Annotated in this window: 22 protein-coding genes; 4 read left to right on the forward strand and 18 right to left on the reverse strand. The window is 64.9% G+C overall.

What is annotated here, in order from left to right:
• The first annotated feature begins 139 nt into the window (after positions 1 to 139).
• Positions 140 to 1045: a peptidylprolyl isomerase gene (locus K2W81_RS08295; protein WP_294103250.1), complete on the forward strand. Its 906-nt coding sequence runs from the start codon at positions 140 to 142 to the stop codon at positions 1043 to 1045.
• Here the strand turns inward: K2W81_RS08295 and K2W81_RS08300 are convergent.
• The 4 genes from K2W81_RS08300 to K2W81_RS08315 are packed head-to-tail and all read right to left on the reverse strand — an operon-like array spanning position 1042 to position 4533.
• A complete protein-coding gene (locus K2W81_RS08300; protein WP_294103252.1) occupies positions 1042 to 1635 on the reverse strand; it encodes an ABC-type transport auxiliary lipoprotein family protein in 594 nt (197 codons plus the stop codon). The two genes, K2W81_RS08295 and K2W81_RS08300, sit on opposite strands and share 4 nt — an antisense overlap.
• Before the next feature lie 8 nt (positions 1636 to 1643).
• Positions 1644 to 2606, reverse strand: a complete 963-nt coding sequence (locus K2W81_RS08305; RefSeq protein WP_294103253.1) for an MlaD family protein — start codon at positions 2604 to 2606, stop codon at positions 1644 to 1646.
• The gene (locus K2W81_RS08310) at positions 2606 to 3424 is read right to left on the reverse strand and encodes an ABC transporter ATP-binding protein (protein ID WP_294103255.1); all 819 of its coding nucleotides are present in this window, start codon (positions 3422 to 3424) and stop codon (positions 2606 to 2608) included. Before K2W81_RS08310 ends, K2W81_RS08305 begins: the two co-directional genes overlap by 1 nt.
• On the reverse strand, positions 3424 to 4533 hold the full coding sequence (locus tag K2W81_RS08315) for an ABC transporter permease (protein ID WP_294103257.1): 1110 nt from the start codon (positions 4531 to 4533) through the stop codon (positions 3424 to 3426). Before K2W81_RS08315 ends, K2W81_RS08310 begins: the two co-directional genes overlap by 1 nt.
• Before the next feature lie 62 nt (positions 4534 to 4595).
• Here K2W81_RS08315 and K2W81_RS08320 point away from each other — a divergent pair, with 62 nt between their 5' ends.
• Entirely contained in the window at positions 4596 to 5267 is a 672-nt protein-coding gene (locus tag K2W81_RS08320; protein ID WP_294103258.1) for an HAD family phosphatase, read from the forward strand.
• A gap of 5 nt (positions 5268 to 5272) precedes the next feature.
• Here K2W81_RS08320 and K2W81_RS08325 read toward each other — a convergent pair whose 3' ends face one another.
• The 6 genes from K2W81_RS08325 to K2W81_RS08350 form a co-directional block, all read right to left on the reverse strand.
• Complete coding sequence (locus tag K2W81_RS08325) at positions 5273 to 6529, reverse strand: DUF445 domain-containing protein (protein ID WP_294103260.1); 1257 nt, start codon at positions 6527 to 6529, stop codon at positions 5273 to 5275.
• Between the two features lie 55 nt (positions 6530 to 6584).
• Positions 6585 to 9743, reverse strand: coding sequence for an efflux RND transporter permease subunit (locus K2W81_RS08330; RefSeq protein WP_294103262.1), 3159 nt, complete (start codon positions 9741 to 9743; stop codon positions 6585 to 6587).
• Between the two features lie 56 nt (positions 9744 to 9799).
• Positions 9800 to 10987, reverse strand: a complete 1188-nt coding sequence (locus K2W81_RS08335) for an efflux RND transporter periplasmic adaptor subunit (protein WP_294103306.1) — start codon at positions 10985 to 10987, stop codon at positions 9800 to 9802.
• Between the two features lie 224 nt (positions 10988 to 11211).
• Positions 11212 to 11466, reverse strand: coding sequence for a GlsB/YeaQ/YmgE family stress response membrane protein (locus K2W81_RS08340; protein ID WP_294103264.1), 255 nt, complete (start codon positions 11464 to 11466; stop codon positions 11212 to 11214).
• Positions 11467 to 11556: 90 nt separating this feature from the next.
• Entirely contained in the window at positions 11557 to 11856 is a 300-nt protein-coding gene (locus K2W81_RS08345; RefSeq protein ID WP_294103267.1) for a DUF1153 domain-containing protein, read from the reverse strand.
• 98 nt (positions 11857 to 11954) lie between these two features.
• The gene (locus K2W81_RS08350; RefSeq protein WP_294103269.1) at positions 11955 to 12137 is read right to left on the reverse strand and encodes a hypothetical protein; all 183 of its coding nucleotides are present in this window, start codon (positions 12135 to 12137) and stop codon (positions 11955 to 11957) included.
• Between the two features lie 181 nt (positions 12138 to 12318).
• On the opposite strand from K2W81_RS08350, the gene mnmA reads away from it, so the two are divergent.
• Positions 12319 to 13428, forward strand: a complete 1110-nt coding sequence (gene mnmA, locus K2W81_RS08355; RefSeq protein WP_294103271.1) for a tRNA 2-thiouridine(34) synthase MnmA — start codon at positions 12319 to 12321, stop codon at positions 13426 to 13428.
• On the opposite strand, the gene K2W81_RS08360 is transcribed toward mnmA, so the two are convergent.
• Positions 13425 to 13904 (reverse strand): DUF4188 domain-containing protein, encoded by a 480-nt coding sequence (locus K2W81_RS08360; RefSeq protein WP_294103273.1) that lies wholly within the window; start codon positions 13902 to 13904, stop codon positions 13425 to 13427. The two genes, mnmA and K2W81_RS08360, sit on opposite strands and share 4 nt — an antisense overlap.
• A 14-nt stretch (positions 13905 to 13918) precedes the next feature.
• The gene (locus K2W81_RS08365) at positions 13919 to 14254 is read right to left on the reverse strand and encodes a hypothetical protein (protein WP_294103275.1); all 336 of its coding nucleotides are present in this window, start codon (positions 14252 to 14254) and stop codon (positions 13919 to 13921) included.
• A 28-nt stretch (positions 14255 to 14282) separates the two neighbouring features.
• Between K2W81_RS08365 and K2W81_RS08370 the strand changes: the two genes are divergently transcribed.
• A complete protein-coding gene (locus tag K2W81_RS08370; RefSeq protein ID WP_294103276.1) occupies positions 14283 to 15335 on the forward strand; it encodes a serine hydrolase in 1053 nt (350 codons plus the stop codon).
• A 112-nt stretch (positions 15336 to 15447) separates the two neighbouring features.
• Here the strand turns inward: K2W81_RS08370 and K2W81_RS08375 are convergent, their stop codons facing one another.
• The 6 genes from K2W81_RS08375 to K2W81_RS08400 form a co-directional block, all read right to left on the reverse strand.
• Positions 15448 to 16611 (reverse strand): DUF3089 domain-containing protein, encoded by a 1164-nt coding sequence (locus K2W81_RS08375; protein WP_294103278.1) that lies wholly within the window; start codon positions 16609 to 16611, stop codon positions 15448 to 15450.
• Positions 16612 to 16672: 61 nt separating this feature from the next.
• Positions 16673 to 17044, reverse strand: coding sequence for an Mth938-like domain-containing protein (locus K2W81_RS08380; RefSeq protein ID WP_294103280.1), 372 nt, complete (start codon positions 17042 to 17044; stop codon positions 16673 to 16675).
• 10 nt (positions 17045 to 17054) lie between these two features.
• Complete coding sequence (gene secF / locus K2W81_RS08385) at positions 17055 to 18029, reverse strand: protein translocase subunit SecF (protein WP_294103282.1); 975 nt, start codon at positions 18027 to 18029, stop codon at positions 17055 to 17057.
• A 12-nt stretch (positions 18030 to 18041) separates the two neighbouring features.
• On the reverse strand, positions 18042 to 19631 hold the full coding sequence (secD, locus tag K2W81_RS08390; RefSeq protein WP_294103284.1) for a protein translocase subunit SecD: 1590 nt from the start codon (positions 19629 to 19631) through the stop codon (positions 18042 to 18044).
• Between the two features lie 3 nt (positions 19632 to 19634).
• Positions 19635 to 19976 (reverse strand): preprotein translocase subunit YajC, encoded by a 342-nt coding sequence (gene yajC / locus K2W81_RS08395; protein WP_294103286.1) that lies wholly within the window; start codon positions 19974 to 19976, stop codon positions 19635 to 19637.
• A 106-nt stretch (positions 19977 to 20082) separates the two neighbouring features.
• A complete protein-coding gene (locus K2W81_RS08400; RefSeq protein ID WP_294103290.1) occupies positions 20083 to 20949 on the reverse strand; it encodes a LysR family transcriptional regulator in 867 nt (288 codons plus the stop codon).
• Positions 20950 to 21034: the final 85 nt, after the last annotated feature.

Here is a 21034-nt window from a genome sequence, read left to right on the forward strand (position 1 = left end):
TACGCTTTTGACGTATACTCACTTTCCAGGCGAGCGCCTTCGACCACTCGGCCACCGCTCCGCATGCACTGGAAGGCCGCGAGCCGTAGCGGGGCGCACCAGCTTCCGCAAGTCACGCGCGCGTGGCATGATGCCCATCATGATCCGTATCGCCTCGCTCGCCCTTGCCCTGCCGCTGCTGTTCGCGGCCACACCGCCGCCCAAGCCCGCACCCAAGGCCAAGCCGGGCACTGCCGACATCCTGAAGGCCGCGCCCGACGGCGCCTGGGCCGAAGTGTCGCCCGAGGATTTGCTGCTGATCGATTTCCCCGACGGGCGGCGCGTGACGATCTGGCTCGCGAGCGGCTTCACGCCCGTCCATGTCGCCAATATCCGCACGATTGCGCGCAGCGGCTGGTGGCGCGATGCGACCGTCTACCGCGTGCAGGACAATTATGTCACCCAATGGGGCGACGCGACCGAGAAGAAGGTGCCACCACCCGGCATCGTCGCCAATCCGCCGCCCGAATATGACTGGCCCGCCCGCGACCACAAGCTCAGCCGCAATCCTTACCGCGATGCCTATGCGCGCATGACCGGTTTCAGCAGCGATGGCTGGGCGGTGGCAAGCGACGGCAAGCAGCAATGGCTGCCGCATTGCTATGGCGCCGTTGGCGTCGCGCGCGATCTGGCGCCGAGCACCGGCAGCGGCACCGATCTTTATACCGTCATCGGCCATGCCCCGCGCCATCTCGACCGCAACATCGCCGTCGTCGGCCGCGTCATCGATGGCATGGCCGCCTTGTCCGCCTTGCCGCGCGGCACCGGCGGCGGGCTGGGGCTGTACGAAGACCCCAAGCAGCGCGTTCCGATCGCGCGAGTGCGGATCGCCGCCGACTTGCCCGCAAGCGAACGCCCGCGCTGGGATTATCTGGTGCCGGGCGGGCCCGACTTTGCCGCCTATCTCGACAGCAAGGCCAATCGCCAGCCCCCCTTCTTCACCGTGCCGGCGGGTGCTGCCGATCTGTGCAATCTGCCGGTGCCGGTGCGCCGTGTGACGCCTTAGCGGCCAACCCAATCGGCAACATCGGCCGCGACGCGATTGGCGGCGCGGTTGAGTGCGGCGCCCGCGCCTTCAGGGGTGATCGCCCCGACCGGCTCGCGCGCTTCGAAGCGGCGTTTCTCGAACGTCTTCTGCCCGTCGCGCACCAGCGTCCCTTCAAACGCGACCACGGCCTGGCTGTGGTCGGCATCAATGCCGAAGGTGCGCAGTTCACCCGACAGCCGCGCGCCCGGATCGCCAAAGCTCTGCTGGTTCGACAGCACGACGCGCCCGGTCTTGGCGGCGACCGTATCGGCTACCAGCCGCGCAAACAGCCGCGCGGGCGGCTCGGACCAGACGGCGCCCTTTACGTAAGCAATCGAGGTCGACCCCGTCATCACCGGCACGCGCGGCCCCGCAATCGCGGCGGGCACCACGGGGACCTGCAAGGTGATCGTCTTGGCGGTCTTTGAATCAAGTGTGCTGCCCACGGCGGGAGCGGCGTTCGACGCCAGCGTGAGCAGCATGGCCGGCGCCTTGCCGACGAGACTGATGCACGCGCCGAGCGGCACGAAAACGAGCAGCGGCGCCAAGCGCTTCAGGATGGGGAGCATCGCGGGCCTCATTTCTTGGGCTTATAGTCGGGAAGGGCTGGCTGGCCGAGCAACGCGCTCGCCCCGCCCTGATCGATCTTTTCGGCGACATTGGTGAGCGCCGCCGACATGATCCGCAGATCACGCACCAACTGGCCGATTTCAGGCACCGTCTGCTTGCTGAACGCCTGCACGCCGGGCTTGGCATCGGCAACCAGCGAGTCGATCGTCTCAAGGCTGTGCTGCGCGGCATCAATCGCCTTGCTGAGCTTGGCGGCGGCGGGTTTCAGATCATCGACGGTGCCGCCGGTCTTCTCTGCCAGCACGCCAATCTGGTCCGCTGCGGCGCCGACCTTTTGCAAGGTCGTCCGCGTCTCGGCGAGCGTCTTGCCGATGTCGGGCGATTGATCGGCCAGCGCGCGGGTCAGCCGGTCGGTATTGGCGAGGATATTGCCGAGCGACTTGCTGTTGCGGTCGTTGAGCAGTTCGGTGACCTTGGCGGTCAGCGTCGACAGCCGCTGGAGCAATTCGGGCGCCGAGCTGAGCAGCGCGCCGAGCCCGCCTTGCCGCGTCGGAATCACCGGCACGCCGTAAGGACAGGATTGCTGCGGATTGACCGCCGGGCAGACGATCGGCGGCGCACCCTTGACCGCACCGTCGAGCTGGACGGTGCTGGTGCCGGTGAAGCTGCCCTGGACATAGGCCGTCGTGCCTTCGAGGATCGGCGTATCGTCGTTGACACGAATGCGCACGCGCACGAACTGCGGATCGTCCTTGAACAGCGCGACCTTGATCACCTGCCCCGACGGCACGCCCGAATAGCCAACTTCGGACCCCGTGTTCAGGCCATTGACCGATTGCTTGAAGAAGATGTCATATTCCTTGGCCTGCGTCCCGTTGAGCCGCGCAAGCCACACCAGAAACAGCGCCAGCATCGCCAGCAGCAGCAGCACGACGGCACCGACAAAAACATGGTTGGAGCGCGTTTCCATCAGTCGCTGGTCCCTCGATTGGCCTGAGCGGCGGCGCGGCGGTCGGCAGATTCGACCGTCGCGATCGCGGCGCGCCCGCGCGGTCCGTTGAAATATTCCTGGATCCACGGATGGTCCAGCGCGAGCAATTCGTCGATCGTGCCCACCGCAATGACATGCTTGTCGGCGAGCACCGCCACCCGGTCGCAGATCGCATAGAGCGTGTCGAGATCATGCGTGATCAGGAACACGGTGAGCCCCAGCGTCTTTTGCAATGATCGCGTGAGATCGTCGAACGCCGCTGCACCGATCGGGTCGAGCCCGGCGGTCGGCTCGTCGAGGAACAAAAGCTCGGGATCGAGCGCGAGCGCGCGCGCAAGGCCGGCCCGCTTCTTCATCCCGCCCGACAGCTCGGCCGGATATTTGGGCCCGGCATCGACGGGCAGTCCGGTCATCACCACCTTATAGGCGGCAATTTCATCGAGCAGGCCCTGGTCGAGCTCGGGATAGAATTCGCGCAACGGCACCTGGACATTTTCGGCGACGGTCAGCGTCGAAAACAGCGCCCCGCCCTGGAACAAGACGCCCCAGCGACGTCGGATTTCCTCGCTCTCGGTTTCCTCGCGATCGATCGTCGATTCGCCGAACACGCTGACTTCGCCCTCATTGGGGGTCTGGAGGCCAATGATCGAGCGCATCAGCACCGACTTGCCGGTGCCCGATCCACCGACGACGCCCAAAATCTCGCCGCGCCGCACGTCGAGATCGAGATTCTCGTGCACGGTCTGCTCGCCGAAGCTGGTGCTGAGCCCGCGCACGCGGATGACGGTCTCGACCATCAGATCCACCCGACCCAGGTGAAGAACATCGCAAAGAACGCGTCGAGCACGATCACGAGGAAGATCGCCTGCACCACCGCAGAGGTCGTGCGGGTGCCGACCTGTTCGGCATCGGATTCGACCTGCATGCCCTGAAAACAGCCCGAAATGGCGATGATCAGTCCGAACACCGGCGCTTTGATCAGTCCGACGAACAAGTCGGTGATCGGTACCACTTCACGCAGGCGCTGGATGAATGTCACCGGCGGAATGTCGAGCGATATCCAGCAAAGCAGTCCGCCGCCGAAAATCGCCCAGGCTGAGGCATAGAAACCGAGCAGCGGCATCATCAGCACCGCCGCCAGCACGCGCGGCAACACCAAAGCTTCCATCGGCGACACGCCGATCGTGCGCATCGCGTCGATTTCCTCGGTCAGCTTCATCGTACCGAGCTGCGCCGCAAACGACGACCCCGATCGCCCGGCGACCATGATCGCGGTCATCAGCACGCCCAATTCGCGCAGCGTGATGCGACCGACCAGATTGATCGTGAACACCTCGGCGCCGAACTGGCGCAACTGCACCGATCCCTGCTGCGCGATGACGATGCCGATCAGGAAGCTCATCAACCCGATGATGCCGAGCGCCGACACGCCCACCACTTCGAACCGGTGCACTGTCGCGTTGAAGCGGAAGCGCGACGGGTGGCGGATCACCGAGCCAAAGGCGATCGCCGTCGCGCCGAAGAACCCCAACAGGCCATAAAGCGTCGTCAGCGCCGACATGGTCGCCGCGCCAATTTCAGCCAGCGTGCGCACAATTGTGTGCTGGCGCTCGGGGCGCATTTCGACATGCTGGTCGGCGACGGAAACCTGATCGAGCAGATGCGCCGCTTCGGGGCTCAGCCCTTCGATCCGCGCATCATGTTCGGCGGCGAAGCGGTGGATCAGCCAAGCGCCAACGGTGTCGATCCGCTGAATCTGGCTGAGGTCGAGCCGGTCGATCCGCCCTTCATAAGCGCGCAACCGTTCCGGGAAATCGCCGAGGCAGGACAGCGACAGCCGCCCGGAAAAGCGCAGCGTTTCGGCGCCGCCGATGGTTTCGTGGAGAAAGTCGGCTTTGGCGCTCATTGGCGCCTTCCTTGCTGCAATCGGGCTGGATCGGCAAGCGGATAGCGGCCAGTAAGCGGTGGATGCAGCGGCTCGCCATTTACGACATGGACAAGACGATCACGCGCGCGCCGACATGGACGCGCTTCCTGATCCATTATGCGTGGACCTATGCGCCGTGGCGGCTGGCACTGCTGCCGGTCGCGGGGCTGATCGCTGTGGGGCACCCGCTGCGGCTGATCGACCGGGCAAAATTGAAAGAGGCGACGCATCGGCTGCTGATCGGCGCGCACGCCCCGGCTGAACAACTGGCGCGCGCTGCCGCTAGCTTTGCGGCGCTGGAAGTTCAGCACGGGCTGTTTCCGGCAGCACTCGCGCAGATCGCGACCGATCGTGCCGCTGGCTACCGGATCATCGTCGCGACGGCCTCGCACCTGTTCTACGCCGAAGCGATTGCCGCGCTGGTCGGCGCCGATGCGGTGATCGCGACCGAGGCGCAGCATGATGCGGCGGGCCAAGTCCTTGCGCGGCTGGCGGGCGCCAATTGCTATGGCGCGGCCAAGCTCGATCGCGTCATGGCGTGGCTGGCGCGCGAAGGCATCGCGCGCGGCGCCGCGCAAGTGCGCTTCTATTCGGACCATATCTCTGACGCGCCGACGCTCGGCTGGGCCGATGAGGGGTTTGTGGTCAATCCCGACACTGCGCTGGCCAGCCTGGCCGGAAAGCGCAGTTGGACGATACTCGACTGGCGCTGAGCCAGTCACAACAGCGTATCGATGGCGTGCAGCGCGACCCCGACCAGCCCACCCACGACCGTGCCATTGATGCGGATATACTGTAAATCGCGGCCGACGGCATTTTCCAGCCGACGGGTGAGCGTGCGCGCATCCCAGCCGCGGATCGTCTCTGACACCAGCCGGACAATGCCCGAGCCATAATCGGCGGCGGTGCCGACGGCGGCACGGCGCACGAAGCGGTTGATCGTTGCCCGCAGCGCGGCATCCTCCTGCAGCGTACGGCCGAGCTGCTGCATCGCCTCGGCCAGCCCGCCGGCGCGTTGCGCGGCCGGTTCGCGCGCATAGCGCAGCAGCGAATGCCGCGCCGATTCCCATAGCCCGTCGAGCCAGCGCTGCATCGCCGGGTTGTCGATCACTTCAAGTTTCAGCGCTTCGACCCGCGCGCGCGTCGCAGCATCGTTCCGCAGATCGATCGCAAGCTGGACCAGCGCCTCCTCGGCTTTGGCGCGCAACGGATGCTCGGTATCGTCGCCGACTTCGCCCAGCATCTGGTTGAGCCCGTCGATGATCTTGTTGGCAACGGTCTCATCCAACCCGGTCCAGCGCATCAGCGATCCCGACCGGTCGTGGACCATCGCGCGGATATTGTCCTCATTGGCGCGCAGCATATTGCCGCCCCAACGGATCATGCCGTTGAGCAGCGGCACATGCCGGTCGTGCGCAATCGCCGCCTCCAGCGCTTGCCCGAGCAGCGGCGCGATTTCGAGCGCGCGGAGCCGATTGCCGATTGTGGTCTTGACCATGCCGCCCAGCCGTTGCTGGTCGAACGCGTCGAGCAGATCGGCGAACATCCGCGCCGCCCCGCGCCCCAGCCGCCCGTCGCGGTTGGCGGGCTGCGCAAGCCAACGCCCCGCCGACGCGGCGATATCGAGCCGCCGCATCCGTCGCGCGACGACGCCGGGCACCAGGAAATTGTCGCGGAGGAAATTGGCGAGCGCCTCGCCGATCCGGTCCTTGTTACGCGGTACGATCGCAGTGTGTGGGATCGGCAGACCGAGCGGATGGCGGAAGAGCGCAGTCACCGCGAACCAGTCGGCCAGCCCGCCGACCATCGCCGCTTCGGCGAAGGCGCGAATATAGCCGATCGCGGGGTGCACCGGGCCGATCCACCGCGTCGCGACAAACGCCCCCGCCATCGCCACCAGCAAGCCGGTCGCGATCAGGCGCATGCGCACCAGCGCAGCAGGAGGGGCAAGCCGGTCGGCTCTCGGCGCGATCATAGCCTGAACAAGCCCCGAAGCCGGTTTTTGTTCAAGCCATGATTGCAGGTGGTGCTCACTCGGCGGGTTGCACCGCTCCACCGCCCGGCCGGAAGCCGATCTTGTCGGGACCACCCGCATGATCGATCACGGGCTGGCCGTCGTCACCGGGGCTATAGGTCAGCAGCCGCTTGCCCAAGCGCTGGCCCACCCACTCTTCAATGCCAACAGCGAGCGAGAAGGTTGCCGGCACGATGACCAGCGTCAGAATGGTCGACAGGATCAGCCCGCCGATCACCGTCACGCCCATTGGCGCACGCCAGCTACCATCGCCGGTCAGCGACAGCGCGACCGGCACCATGCCCGCAACCATGGCGATCGTCGTCATCACGATCGGCTGCGCACGCTTGTGACCGGCGTCGAGCACGGCGGTGGTCTTGTCGACGCCCTTGCCCATTTCTTCGAGCGCGAAATCGACGAGCAGGATCGAATTTTTGGCGACGATGCCGAGCAGCATCAGCAGGCCGATGAACACCGGCATCGACACAGCGTCACCGGCGATGCGCAGTGCAATCGCCGACCCCAACGGCGCGAGGATCAGCGACCCCATATTCACCAGCGGCGGCATCAACCGCTTGTACAAGAGCACCAGCACCGCAAACACCAGCAGCACGCCTGAAATCACCGCGACAACGAAGTTGACAAGCAACTCGCCCAGCCACTTGGCTTGGCCCAGCGTCAACTGGCGCACGCCCGTCGGCAGGTTCTTGAGCGCGGGCAGTTTCTGGATCTTGGGCTCCGCGTCGCCAGTGACCTTGCCGGGGGCGAGATCGGCGCCGATGCTGATCCGCCGCGTTAGATTGGTGCGCTGGATCAGCGTCGGACCGGCGCCGAAGCCAATGTCCGCGACGACCTTGAGCGGCACCGAACCGCCGTTGACCGTCGGGACGGCCATATTCTCGATCGTCGACAGATTTTTGCGCGAATCCTCCGACAGCGCGACCCGGATCGGAATCTGCCGGTCGGACAGCGAGAATTTCGCGGCGTTCTGGTCGATGTCGCCCAGTGTCGCGATGCGGATCGACTGGCTGATCGCCGCCGTCGTCACGCCCAGATTGGCGGCCAGGTCCAGATGCGGCGTGATCGTGATTTCGGGCCGCTGCAAATCGCCGACGACGCGCGGTGCGCGCAGTTCGGGCAGCGTCGCCATTTCTTCGACAAGGCGATTGGCGACTTCGGTCAGCTGCGCCGGATCGCTGCCGCCGATCGTCACGGTGATTGCACGACCCGAACCGCCGCCGCCGCCGCCCTGCGCCTGAAAGTTGACGCGAGCATCGGGGATGTCGTTGAGTTGCGGCGCGAGCGCGCGCTCGAACTCGCTCGATGTGCGGGTGCGCCCTTTCTTGAGCGTAATGAAGACACCGCCGTTGCCGACGTTGACATCAGTAAAGGCAGTCTCGACATCAGGATCGGACTTGACGATTGCCGTCACGCGCTCGGCGACAGCGCGAGTTTGCTGAAGCGTCGTGCCCGGCGCCATTTGAATCGAAACCTGGCTGAAATCCTGGTTGAGTTCGGGCTGGAAGGCGAGCGGCATCGGCCCGAACAACCCCGGCACGCCGCCGAAGGTCGCGACCGTGGCCAGAAAGGCCAGCCCGCCGATCCCGACCGTCTTCCAGCGATGGCGCAGCGACCAGCGCAGCGTGTCCATATACCGGTCCATGATCCAGCCTTCGCCGTGGGTTGCATGCCCCTTGGCCTTCAGGAAATAGGCCGCGATCATCGGCGTGATCAGGCGCGCGACGCCAAGGCTGAGCAGCACTGCGACCACAACGGTCAGCCCGAAATTCTTGAAGAACTGGCCTGAAACGCCGGGCATCAGCCCAACCGGCAGGAACACCGCGACGATCGCCATCGTTGTCGCGAGCACAGCCAAGCCGATTTCGTCCGCGGCGTCGATCGATGCCTGATAGGCGGATTTGCCCATCCGCATGTGTCTGACGATGTTTTCGATCTCGACGATGGCGTCATCGACCAGCACCCCCGCGACCAGACTGAGCGCGAGCAGGCTGAGGAAATTGAGCGTGAAGCCCATCAATTCCATGAAGAAAAACGCCGGGATTGCCGACAGCGGAATGGCAATCGCCGAAATGATGGTGGCACGCCAATCGCGCAGGAAGATGAACACGACAATGACGGCGAGCACGGCGCCTTCGATCATCGCTTCGATCGCCGAATGATATTGGCTCTTGGTGTAATTCACGCTGGTGAACAGCTCGGTGAAGTGAACCTTGGGGTTTTCCTTTTCGAGCGCCTTGAGCGTCTTTTGCATCGCATCGTAAACGGTCACGTCCGACGCGCCCTTGGCCCGGGCGACGTCAAAGGCTACCACGGGGTGGCCATTCATCAGCGCGAGCGAGCGCTGTTCGGCATAGGCGTCCTTCACCTCGGCGAGATCGGACAGTTTGACCGTGCGACCGCCGCCGATCGAAACTTCGGATTCGCCAAGCGCAAAGGCCGTGCGCGCATTGCCGAGCACGCGCACCGATTGTTCGGATCCCGCCACTTCGGCGCGACCGCCAGCGGCGTTCAAATTGGTCTGGCGCAGTTGCTGGTTGACCTGCGCCGCCGTGATCCCGAACGACTGGAGCTTGACGGGATCGAGGATGACGCGAATTTCGCGGTTCACGCCGCCCTGACGGCTGACGCGGGCGGTGCCGGGATTGGCCAGCAGTCGCTTGGCGACGGTGTCGTCCACGTACCAGCTCAGCTCTTCGAGCGTCATGTCGGTCGCTTCGGCCGACATATAGGCAAGCGAACCGTCGCCGATGTCGATTCGGTCAACCTGCGGTTCGAGAATACCGTCCGGCAAGTCACCGCGAATCTGCGAAACCGCGTTGCGCACATCATTGACCGCACGGTCGATCGGGGTGCCGATCGCGAAGGAGACACGCGTGGTGCTATAGCCTTCGCCGACATTCGAATTAACTTCGTCGATACCGGCGATGCTGCGCACCGCCGATTCGACGCGCTGGGTGACTTGCTTTTCGAGCTCGGTCGGCGCGGCACCCGGCTGGCTGATCGTGATTGAGGCGGCCGGAAAGTCGATGTCCGGATTGTCGTTCACCTGCATCCGCGAAAAGCTGAGGACGCCTGCCAGCAACAGCGCGACGAACAGCACGATCGAAGGCATGGGATTGCGGATCGACCAGGCCGAAATGTTGCGGAAACTCATGATCCTGTGCCTTTACCCAAGCGCGATACGTATAAATTGCCTGCTCGACGACCGCGTCAGCTCGCCCGCTTCTGCCGCACGGGCGCAACCTTTTGCCCCGGGCTGAGGAACGCACCCGCCGAAACCACGACTTGCTCATTGCCGGTCAGCCCTTCGGTGATGGCGACCCCGGCATCGGAGACCTGGCCGACCTTGACCGGACGCTGCACCACTTCGCGCTTGGCATTGATGATATAGACGAAATTGCCCTTGCCGTCGCTCTGCACCGCCGACTGCGGCAGCAGCGGCGACTGCGAGACGCCGCTGGTAAGCGTCGCCGCGGCAAAGCCGCCTGGACGCAGCGCAGGGTCAAAGGGCAGCGCGATTCGTACCGTACCCTGCCGGGTCTGCGGATCGATCACCGGCGCCACCTGCCACACATGGCCGGCAAAGGTCCGCGTGTCGCCAACCGGGATTACTGTCACCGGAATACCGACGCGGATCTGCGCCATATCGGCATCGGAGAGCGCGGCGCGCAGCTCAAGCTCGCCACCCGCAGCGAGGCGGAACAACACGCCCGACCCTGCGCTGACAATCTGGCCCGGCTCGACGCTGCGCGTCAGCACCAGCCCGGCGGCGGGCGCGCGGATCAGCAGGCGGCCATTGCGCGCGCGGATTTCATCGAGCTGCGCTTGCGCAACCTTGACGCGGGCAAGCGCCGCATCGCGCGTTGCGGTGCGGCGATCAACATCGGCCTTTGAGATAAAGCCGCGATCGACGAGTTGCTTGGCACGGTCGAGCTCGGCCTGGGCGAGCCGCGCATCCGATTGGGCGACCGCGATCTGGGCGGCCTGCGAGGCCTGGGTTTCGACCTGGACTGACCGGTCGATCGTCGCAAGCACCTGGCCGGAGCGCACCCATTGGCCGGGCTGAACAAGCACAGCCGTCACGCGACCGCCCTCGCCCGCCACGCCGACGGGCATGTCGACTTTGGCCGCAATCGACCCGGTTGCGCTGATCGTGCGGTCGACGAGCTGGCGCCCCGGCACGGCCACCGTCACCGACGGAATCTGCTTGGCCGCGGCCTTGGCATCAGCGGGAGCATCGGCGGTTTTCTTGCCAAAAACCCAGAAGCCAAGCAGCGCCGCGATGACGATGACGACCACCGCAACGGCAATCCAGAGCCCCCGGCGTGGCGCGCGCGCGTCGCTGTCGGGCAACGCATAGCGCCCGTCATTGCCGATCGTCCCCGGTTCATAATTCATGTCAGCCACTCTCGCCTCGGCCCGCGCCGCCTATACTGTGTCGCTGTGTTAGCGAAATATATCACTGACCTCAAGAGGGCTGCGTGACCCAAGCGCGCCCTTGCCGCGTTTTATCCGACTCTGCAACCCGAGATGGGTGCATTTTGGCCCGAAACGAATGACAAAGGGGCCGCACGGGCCGATCCGCGCGACCCCTTTGCGGCGCCTCGCCGCCCGCTAGCCGATCAGCGTACGGCGCCGCGCCGGACCAGATTGACGATCGCCAGCAGAATGACGGCGCCGATCAGCGAATAGATGAATGTCTTGACGGTGATGCCATCGTTGATGCCGCCGCCGAACAGGTAGGAGGCAATCACCGAACCGATGATGCCGACGACAACATTCAGGATCATGCCCTGCTGCGCATCGGTGCGCATCACCATGCTTGCGAGCCAGCCAACCACGCCACCGATGACGAGCCAAATAATGAGTCCGACCATATTACCCTCCATTGCGCTCGATCGCCGAGCATGGAGGGAAGACTCATTGAAGGGCCGGTTTGTTCCCCGATCTCAGGGGACTGGCAGCGATCAGTATTTCTGTTGGCGCTCGTACAGCGAGCGATAATGCTGGATCCGCGTCACGCGCAGACCCGGCATGCCCGAGCGATCGATCGCCCGCTGCCACCCTGCGAATTCCTCCAGCGTCAGATTATAGAGCGCGCAGACTTCGTCGACGCTCAGCAGCCCGCCATTGACGGCGGCCACAACCTCGGCCTTGCGCCGCACGACCCAGCGCGTCGTCTCGGGCGGCGGGAGCGACTCCAGCGTCAGCGGTTCGCCGAGCGGGCCGATCACCTTTGCCGGGCGGATCTTCTGGTTCTCGATCATTTACAAACCTCGATTGGCGCAAGCGCTCACAAATTGCAGTAACGACCGATAGCAGCCGGACTTGAACACGAACTGAAACGGCGGGGTAAATGCGATCTTCATTCACCTTGCCAGTTGCTGAGCACCGCCGCCGTTGCCGCGTTGAACGGTCCGCGCTGTTGGAACAGCGAGCCCTCAACCGAGGTGGGACGATCGATGCGCATCGCCAGCCGTGCCGTCGGGCTGGTCGCCTGGCGCGCGGCGACGCCAACCATCAACACCGCGAAGGAAACGGGCAGCATGGGGCCCGATCGATCGGGTTCCAGACGGCGAAAACCAAGGTTCACAAGCACTTCCACTACAGACTTATCTTGAACCCGGGGTATAGGGGTGCGGGTCTGAAGGTCCGGTAAAGGCCTTGAGCCAAACGCGATTTTCATCCCGGCTTTGCATCGGCACGGCGCACGCCCTATCTGCGCAGCCATGACCGAGGGCGATTTCCAATTGGGCGCAAATCCCACCGCGCGGCGCATCGTGGTAGCGATGTCAGGCGGCGTCGATTCATCGGTCGTCGCCGCTTTGGCTGCGCGCACCGGTGCCGAGACGATCGGCATCACGCTCCAGCTTTACGATCACGGCGAAGCGGTCGGGCGCGCGGGTAGCTGCTGCGCGGGCCGCGACATCCGCGATGCCCGTGCGGTGTGCGACAAGCTCGGCATCGCGCATTATGTCTTCGATCACGAAACCGCGTTTCGGGAGGCCGTGATCGACGATTTTGCCGACGAATATCTCGCGGGACGCACCCCCATCCCGTGCATCAAGTGCAATATGGGGCCGAAATTCACCGATCTGCTCAAACTCGCGCGCGACCTCGGCGCCGACTGCCTTGCTACTGGCCATTATGTCCGCCGGGTCGAAGGCGAAGGCGGCGCCGAGCTGCACCGCGCGGTCGACCCTGCCCGCGACCAAAGCTATTTCCTGTTCGCAACCACGCCCGCGCAACTCAATTATCTTCGCTTTCCGCTGGGCGGCATGCCGAAGGCGCGGGTGCGCGAACTGGCAGCGGAAATCGGGTTAGGCGTCGCGGCGAAGCCTGACAGTCAGGACATTTGCTTCGTCCCCGATGGTGATTATGCCCGCCTCGTGAAAAAGCTCCGACCTGAGGCCGAAATCGGCGGCGAGATCGTCGACGAAGCCGGGCGCGTCCTCGGGCAACACAAGGGCCTGATCCACTTCACGGTCGGCCAGCGGCGCGGGCTGGAAATCGGCGGCACGCCCGAGCCGCTCTATGTGATCCGGCTGGAGCCCGATACGCGGCAAGTCATCGTCGGCCCCAAGCGCGCGCTGGCCGTTGGTGCGGCACGACTCGGCGGCATCAATTGGATCGGCGGCGATCATGCGGGACCGCTGACCGCCAAAGTGCGCAGCCTTGCCAAGCCTGTCCCCGCGCGACTTGACGGCGAACGGCTGATCTTCGATGCGCCCGAATATGGCGTCGCGCCGGGGCAGGCCGCCGTGCTCTACGCCGACGAGCGCGTCCTCGGTGGTGGCTGGATCATGGCAACCGAGCGCGCCGAAGCGGCATTCGCCTAGCTTTCGGCCATCCGGTTGCGCGCGGCTTCGCGATTGCCGATCGCTGGCACCAGCCCCTTGGCCTTGCCGAGGCCGAACGCGGGCAGATCATTGTACAGCGTCTCGCTCGCCCCGGCGCGCACGACATAGGTTTCGTGGAAGATACCGACCGCGTCATTGTCCTTGGTCGCGCGGTTGAAGGCAGTCCAGGCGGGACGGTGCGCTTTGGCGGCGTCGGCAGCATAGGCCTCCAGCGCGTCGAACGATGCCCAATATTGGATCAGCACCGGCTGGCGCGGCGATTTCCAGCACATCTCATAGGCCAGAAACCCGCTGTCGGGGTCACGGTGCAATTCGCCGAGCATCGCGCCCATCGCGCGGAACACCGGCAGCCATTTGCCGACCGCGAACAGCCGGTTGACGCGCATGCCGATGATGAACACCGCGATGTCGCCGCTGTGATTCGCGGTCATCCGTCCGGGTATGATGTCGGCCATGGGGGCTCCTCGTTTCAGGGGACCTTGAGCGGCGCGCCCTTGAAGGGTTCAGCCTGGCAGCCGAGCACGGGATCGAAGCGTACCGATCGCGACGCCAATAGCGGGACATAGGCGGTGACGGTTTTGAGCTTGGGATCATCCTTCAGACTGATCTGCTCCATCCCCGGCTCGAAATCCTTGTAGCAGCTCTTCAGGTCGCGATTGCCGATGTAGCGGCAGGCGCAGGCGACGCGCGCGCCATAGCCGACGCCAAGCTCGATCTGCGGCGTGATCGAACGCGCATAGGCCCAGGCCGCGATCAGGCCTGCGAAAAAGATCAAAAGCGCGCCGAAGCCGATCCGTCTTGCCATCATGGGGGCGCACTCTATCCTGCCGCCGATGCAACGCAAGCTCGCCCTGCCCGCCCTCGCCGCGCTCACGCTGGTCGGCAGCGCGACGCCGGTCGCCGCCTCGGCGGACGATGTCCTCGCGCCGCTGTTCGCGCCCGACCAAGGCGATACCCGCGGCGCGATCCTGATCGAGGACGGCAAGGTGATCGCGAAGCGTTATGCGTCCGGCTATTCGGACGCCAATCGCTTCATCAGCTGGTCGACCGCCAAGACGATGACCGCGATGCTGGTCGGCGAACTGGTAAGCGACGGCAAGCTTCAGCTCGACGCACCTGCGCCGATCGCCGAATGGCAGAAGCCCGGCGATCCCCGCGCGAAAATTACGCTGCGGCAGTTGCTGCAAATGTCGTCGGGGCTGAAGCACACCGAAGTCGGCAAGCCGGTCGAGGCCAGCGACACCAACCAGGTGCTGTTCGTCAGCGGCACCGCGAACATGGCCGCCCGCGCGATCGGCCAACCGCTCGAAGCCAAGCCGGGTGAGAAGTTCGAGTACAGCTCGCTCACCACGATCATCCTCGCCGAAATCGTTGCGCGCACGCTGACCGACAGCCGCGACCCGAAGACGCGCGCCAAGGCGTACCGCGATTTCGCCTTCGAACGGCTCTACACCCCGGCGGGTGCGGCTGGTGTCGTCTTGGAATTCGACGGTGCAGGCACGCAAATCGGCGGGTCGCTGATCCATTTGTCGCTGCCCGATTTTGCGAAGGTCGGCGGGCTGCTGCTCGATGGCAAGGGTGCCGACGGGAGCCAGGTCATCGCGCCCGACTGGCTCGCCTTCATGAAGACGCCGTCGCCGAAGAACCCGGTGTACGGGGGCCAGACCTGGCTCAACCGCTTCGCCGCCGACGGCAAGGGCCCTGCGATTGCGTCGATGAACGGCCATCTCGGCCAATATGTGCTGACCTTTCGCGGGGTGGGCCGCGACGGTAAGCCGCATGCCTATGTGCTGGTCCGGGTCGGCAACACCCGCGAGGACAAGCTCGACGTGGTCGAACATGCGGCGGGGAAGATGGCCGAGGGGCTGGTGCCGGGCGGCAACTAAGAAGCCCAGCCCCCGTTCGTCCCGAGCGAAATCGAGGGGCGGGCACCAAGCGATTCGCCCCGCGCCCGTGTCTCGACTGCGCTCGACACGAACGGCAGTCTTTAGATTGCGATCACCGCTTCTTCGCCGCCCAAGCCTTCGCCTGCACGTTCGACAGCTCGACCAGATTGCCCATCACCACCGGCATGTCGATCAGGTGCAGTCCCCAATCGGACAGGATCTTGTTGAGGATCACGACATCGCCCGCAATCGTGTCGGTGCGCGGGTCGGCGGGGTCGGCGTTCACCGTGACGGCGAGATAGCTGAACTTGCCGCGGCGCACGCATTCGGCCGACACCAGCCCCGGCGCCTTGACGAAGGGGGTCGTCACCGTCGGGCCATCCTTCACCCACGGCGCCTGGATACCGCTGCCGAGGCCAGCACCGCGCGTGCCGAGGTAATTGTCGGTCACGGCCTTGCCACCGGCAAGCGCCGCCGGATTGGTGCAGGCGGCGATCATGCCCGGCTGCTCGACGACGCCGAAGCGGCTGGTCGCGGGCGGCGGCGCATCGGCGCGGAAGGTGACGTAAGTGATCAGGCACCCGGTCTGCTTGGCCGATGTGCAGAGCGGGAATGCCTTCAGGTCACCGCCGACCGTCTTGCCCTCCGGCACGGCGACATTGGTGCCCAGCAGCATCGCCGAGATGATGCGCGCACTCACCGGCTTGCCGTCGACTTCCTGCGCGATCAGCTCCTTGAGCATGCCCGATCCCTGGCTATGCCCGATCAGCACTACCCCGCGCCCCTTGTTCTCGGTCGCGAGATAATGCTCCCACGCCGCCTTAACGTCGCCATAGGCCATCGCCCGATTCGCCGTGAACGCGCCGCCGCCCATCACGGTGCGCAGGGCGCCGAGCGTGATCTGGCGATAGAGCGGCGCGAACACCCGGCAATATTTGGCGAAGCGTGCGGCCTGGAAGGTGGCGACGGTGCGCTCCTCCAGCCCGGCGTTCATATCGCTGTTCGGCGTCGGATCGAGCGAGACGGTTGGATAAACGTAGAAACAGTCGAACTTGGGGTCGGCGGCGGCTTTGAATGGCTCGACCGCCTGGGTGCCGTTGGCCGCGACGATGGTCGCATCCTGATTGGCCGCGCAGGCATCGGCGCGGCCGGGGAGGCACAGCCATGTCGCTTTGTCGGCATAGTCGGGCTTGAGCGCGGCGGCCGGTGCGGTCTGCGCATACGCCGGCATCGCCATGAAGGCGGCGGCCACGAAGGTGGCGATCGAAAGCTTCATGCATCCCTCCTCTTTTTATTTGGCGCGACCATAGCTCTGTTGTCGCGCAGGTCGAGGGGGGTCAGAGCGGGTAGAGCGCGCCTGCGATCCAGCGGCCTTCGCCGCGCAGCACGCTCCACGCGCGCGCCGCCGCGCGGCTGTCCATCGGCTCGATACCGATCCCGCGCGCCTCGAGCGCGGCGACCAGCGCGCGCGGCGGCAGGATCAGCCCCGCGCCGGTGCCGAGCAGGACAAACTCCGGCAGCGGATCGAGCGCCAGCAACGGCGCGAGCGTGGCTTCGTCGAGCGCCTCGACCGGCGGCGGCGTCCAGCCATCGGCGCGCTGCGGCGTGATCAGCAGCGCGGTGTAGATATTGTCATCGATGCGAAAGCCGCCGAGCGCGAATCCCTGAATCAGCGGGCCGTCACCGCTCCCCTCGCGCGCGAGCTTCACGTGTCGAACGTCACTTGTCGATCGGCCCAATCCGCTCGGCGCCCGACATCGGTGACGCCTTGCCCGGCGGCGGCGCGACCGGCTCGGCGCGCAGGCCCAGCGTGATCAGCAGCGACGACGACACATAGATTGACGAATAGGTACCGACGATCACACCGAGGATCATCGCCGCCGTAAAGGCGCGCAGCACCGGCCCGCCGAACAGCAGCAGTGCGACCAGCGCGATCAGAATTGTCAGCGAGGTCATCACAGTGCGCGGCAAGGTTTCATTGACCGACAGATCGACGATCTCGCGCATGTCCATCTTGCGATAGCGGCGCATGTTTTCGCGAATGCGGTCGTCGATCACGATCTTGTCGTTGATCGAATAGCCAATGATCGTCAGCACCGCCGCGACGATGTTCAGGTCGAATTCGAACTGGCTGATCGCGAAAAAGCCGAGCGTCATCAGCACGTCGTGGACGATCGCGACCACGGTCGACACGCCGAACTGCCATTCGAAGCGCAGCATCGCGAACAGGCCGATGCCGACGACGGCGAGGATGACGGCCAAAATGCCCTTCCAGATCAGCTCGTTCGATACCTTGCCCGACACCGCGTCCTGCTTCGAGAAGCGCGCATCGGGGAATTTGGCATGGATCGCCGCCTGCACCTTTTTCACAACGGCTTCGGTCGCGCCCTTGTCGTCGCTCTTGGGCGGGGGCAAGCGGATCGACACGGTGTTGCCGTCGCCATAGGGCTGGAGCCGCACTTCACCCAGACCCAGATCATCGACCGTCTTGCGCAAGGTTTCGATGTCGGGCGATTTGCCGAACTTTTCCTCGATCGTCAGCCCGCCGACGAAATCGACGCCCAGATTGAGCCGGAACAGCAGCACGCACACGATCGCGCCGATCGACAGCAACGTCGTCAGCCCGAACGCCCAATAGCGCAACGAGACAAAGGCGATGTTGGTGTTATCGGGGACGAGTTTCAAAAGCCGCATGGGATCAGCCGATCAAATGTTGAGCGAGGCAGGTCGCGCGCGGCGCAGCCACAGCACCACGAGCATTCGCGTGAAGACGACAGCCGTGAACACCGACGTGACGATGCCGATCAGCAGCACGACGGCAAAGCCCTTCACCGGCCCCGAGCCGAGCAGCAGCATGATCACGCCCGAAATCGCGTGCGTCACATTCGCTTCGAAAATCGTCCGGCTCGCTTCCTTATAGCCAAGCTCGACCGACTGGAGCACGCTACGCCCCCGCCGTTGTTCCTCGCGAATGCGTTCGTTGATCAGCACATTGGCGTCGACCGCCGTGCCGATCGTCAGCACGAACCCGGCAATGCCCGGCAAGGTCAGCGTCCCGCCGATCACCGCGAGCACGCCGAGAATGATCAGCACGTTGATGACGACCGCGATATTCGCATAGACGCCGAAGCGGCCATAAGTGACCAGCATGAACACGATCACCGCCACCGTCGCGATGATCGAAGCCGTGATGCCTGCGTGGATCGAATCGGCACCAAGTTCGGGCCCGACAGTACGTTCCTCGACCACCTTGAGCCCGATCGGCAATTTGCCCGAGCTGAGCGCGATCGCGAGTTCGTTCGCCGATTTGACGGTGAACGATCCCTCAATATAGCCCGACCCGCCCAGAATAGGCGTGTTGATACTCGGCGCCGAAATCACCTTGTCGTCGACCACCACGGCAAAGCGCTTGCCGACGTTTTCCTGCGTCAGTTTGGCGAATTTGGTGCCGCCCTCGGTGTTGAAGCTGAAATCGACGATCGGTTTGTTATCGTCCTGCTTGTAGTTTTGCTTGGCGCTGAGCAGCTGGCTCCCGGTCAGGATCGCGCGGCGCTGGACGACGATCTTTGCGCTGGGTCCGCCTTCGACATAAGGCAGCGCTTGCGTGCCCGGCGGCAGGATACCGCCGTCGACATAGGGGATATCCTCTACCATTTTGAATTCGAGCTTGGCCGTCTTGCCGAGCAGATCCTTGAGCGCTTGCGGGTCGTTGAGCCCCGGCACCTGCACGACGATGCGGTTGGCGCCCTGGCGCACGATCGTCGGTTCGCGCGTGCCGAGCTTGTCGATGCGGATACGCACGACATCGGTCGCGGTGTTCATCGCGTCGTTGATCGCTTGCGCGGTACCCGCCGCCGTCGGCTTCATCACCACGCGCGTGGCATCGACGAAGGTCAGGTCCCAGTCGCGCTGACCGGTCAGCCCGACGCCGGCGGTCAGTTTGTTCAGTCGCTCGCGCGCGGCATCGAGCTGCGTCACGTCGCGCAGCAGGAAGCTCAATTGCCCATTGTCGGTCGAGACTTCGCCGATGTCGATCTTGGGGCTGCCCGATTGCATTTCGTTGAGGATGCGCTCGCGCATCGCGTCGATCCGCGTCTTGACCAGCTCATCGGCATTGGCTTCGAGCAACAAATAGCTGCCGCCGGCCAGATCGAGCCCGAGCGCGACGCGCCGGTGCGGAAAATCGCCCCAGCTATCGGTGACCTTTTCGGGCAGGAACGTCGGCACCGCCAGCAGCATCAACGCCACGAGCAGCGCGACGATCGACGTGACTTTCCAGCGCGGGAAATCGAGCATGGTTCAGTCGTTCGCGGGCTTGGCGGCGCCCGTCGTGGCGACCGACGCGATCGTCGACTTGACGACGCGCACACGCACGCCCTGCGCGATTTCGACTTCGGCGACGCGGTCGTCGACCTTGGTCACCTTGCCGATGATGCCGCCAGCGGTGGTGACTTCGTCGCCCTTCTTCACGGCATTCACGGCATCCTGCAGCGCCTTCATGCGCTTTTGCTGGGGCCGGATCATCAGGAAGTAAAAGGCGATGAAAACGAGGAACAGCGGGGCGATACTGATCAGCGAACCCAATCCATCGGCACCGGCGGCGCCTCCGGCGGTCTGGGCAAAAGCGGGGGATGCAAACATGCACGTCCTGAACTGGCTGGAGCGGCAGGGTCAAAATGACCCGCCCATTAAGAGGCGCGCGCTATCACGCACTTGCCTACACTGCAACAAAGGAGCGACAAGTTGGCTAGGGCTGGACGGCGAAGGCGCGTTCGATCCAGCGATGCGCGGCGCGGATCGGTGGCAGGCGGCGGATGTCGCGGTGGGTGAGCAGCCACACCGGGCGCGGCGGCAGCGCGAACGGCACTTTGACAGGTACCAGCCCGGCGCGCCCGGCGGCGCGCACCGGCAGCAACGCCACACCCCCGCCTGCTGCACAGGCGTTGATCAGCGCGCGTGTACTGCCCGACCGCAGCATCACCGCGCCGGTCAGCCCTTGTGCTGCCACCCAGTCGAGCTCGGCGATCCGCCCATAGCTATCGTCATAAACAAGTAGCTGCGCGTCGCTCAGCCCGATCGTGCTGGGGTCGCGGCCGTCGAGCCACGCCGGGCTGGCAAAGCCGCCGAGCGGCACCTCGCCGATCTTTTGCGCGATCAGGCTCGGCTCGGTCGGGCGGCTCATGCGGATCGCCAGATCGGCTTCGCGCGCGGCCAGGCTGACGACTTCGCCCTGAGCACGCAATGTAACCGTCAGATCGGGCGCCGCGCGCCACAAGTCAGGCAGCAGCGGCGCCAGTATTTCGCTAACGACAAATTCGGTCGCCGAGATTGTCACGCTACCCCCGTGCGCCGATGCCTTGAGCGCCGCCGCCGCCCGATCGATTCGGGCTGCCTGTTCGACGATCGGCCCGGCCAGCGCAGCAATCCGCTGGCCCTCCGCCGTCAGACGAACGCCGTTGGCGCGACGATCAAGCAGCCGAAGCCCAAGCGCCGCTTCGAGCGAATCGAGTCGGCGGGCAATCGTCGATACCGCGACATCGGCATGGGTGGCGACCGCACTCAGCGAGCCGCGCCGGTCGAGGTCGAGCAGTGTCCTGAGTGCCTGGACGTCCATCTCACCTCTTGTGTTTTGCGCAATTGGCAAATCCGTTTCGCATCATCTCGGCTAGCGCGCAACCGGCAAGCGAGCGCATCAAGCA

Origin of the sequence: Sphingomonas sp. (assembly GCF_019749955.1) — a bacterium.
GTDB lineage: Bacteria > Pseudomonadota > Alphaproteobacteria > Sphingomonadales > Sphingomonadaceae > Sphingomonas.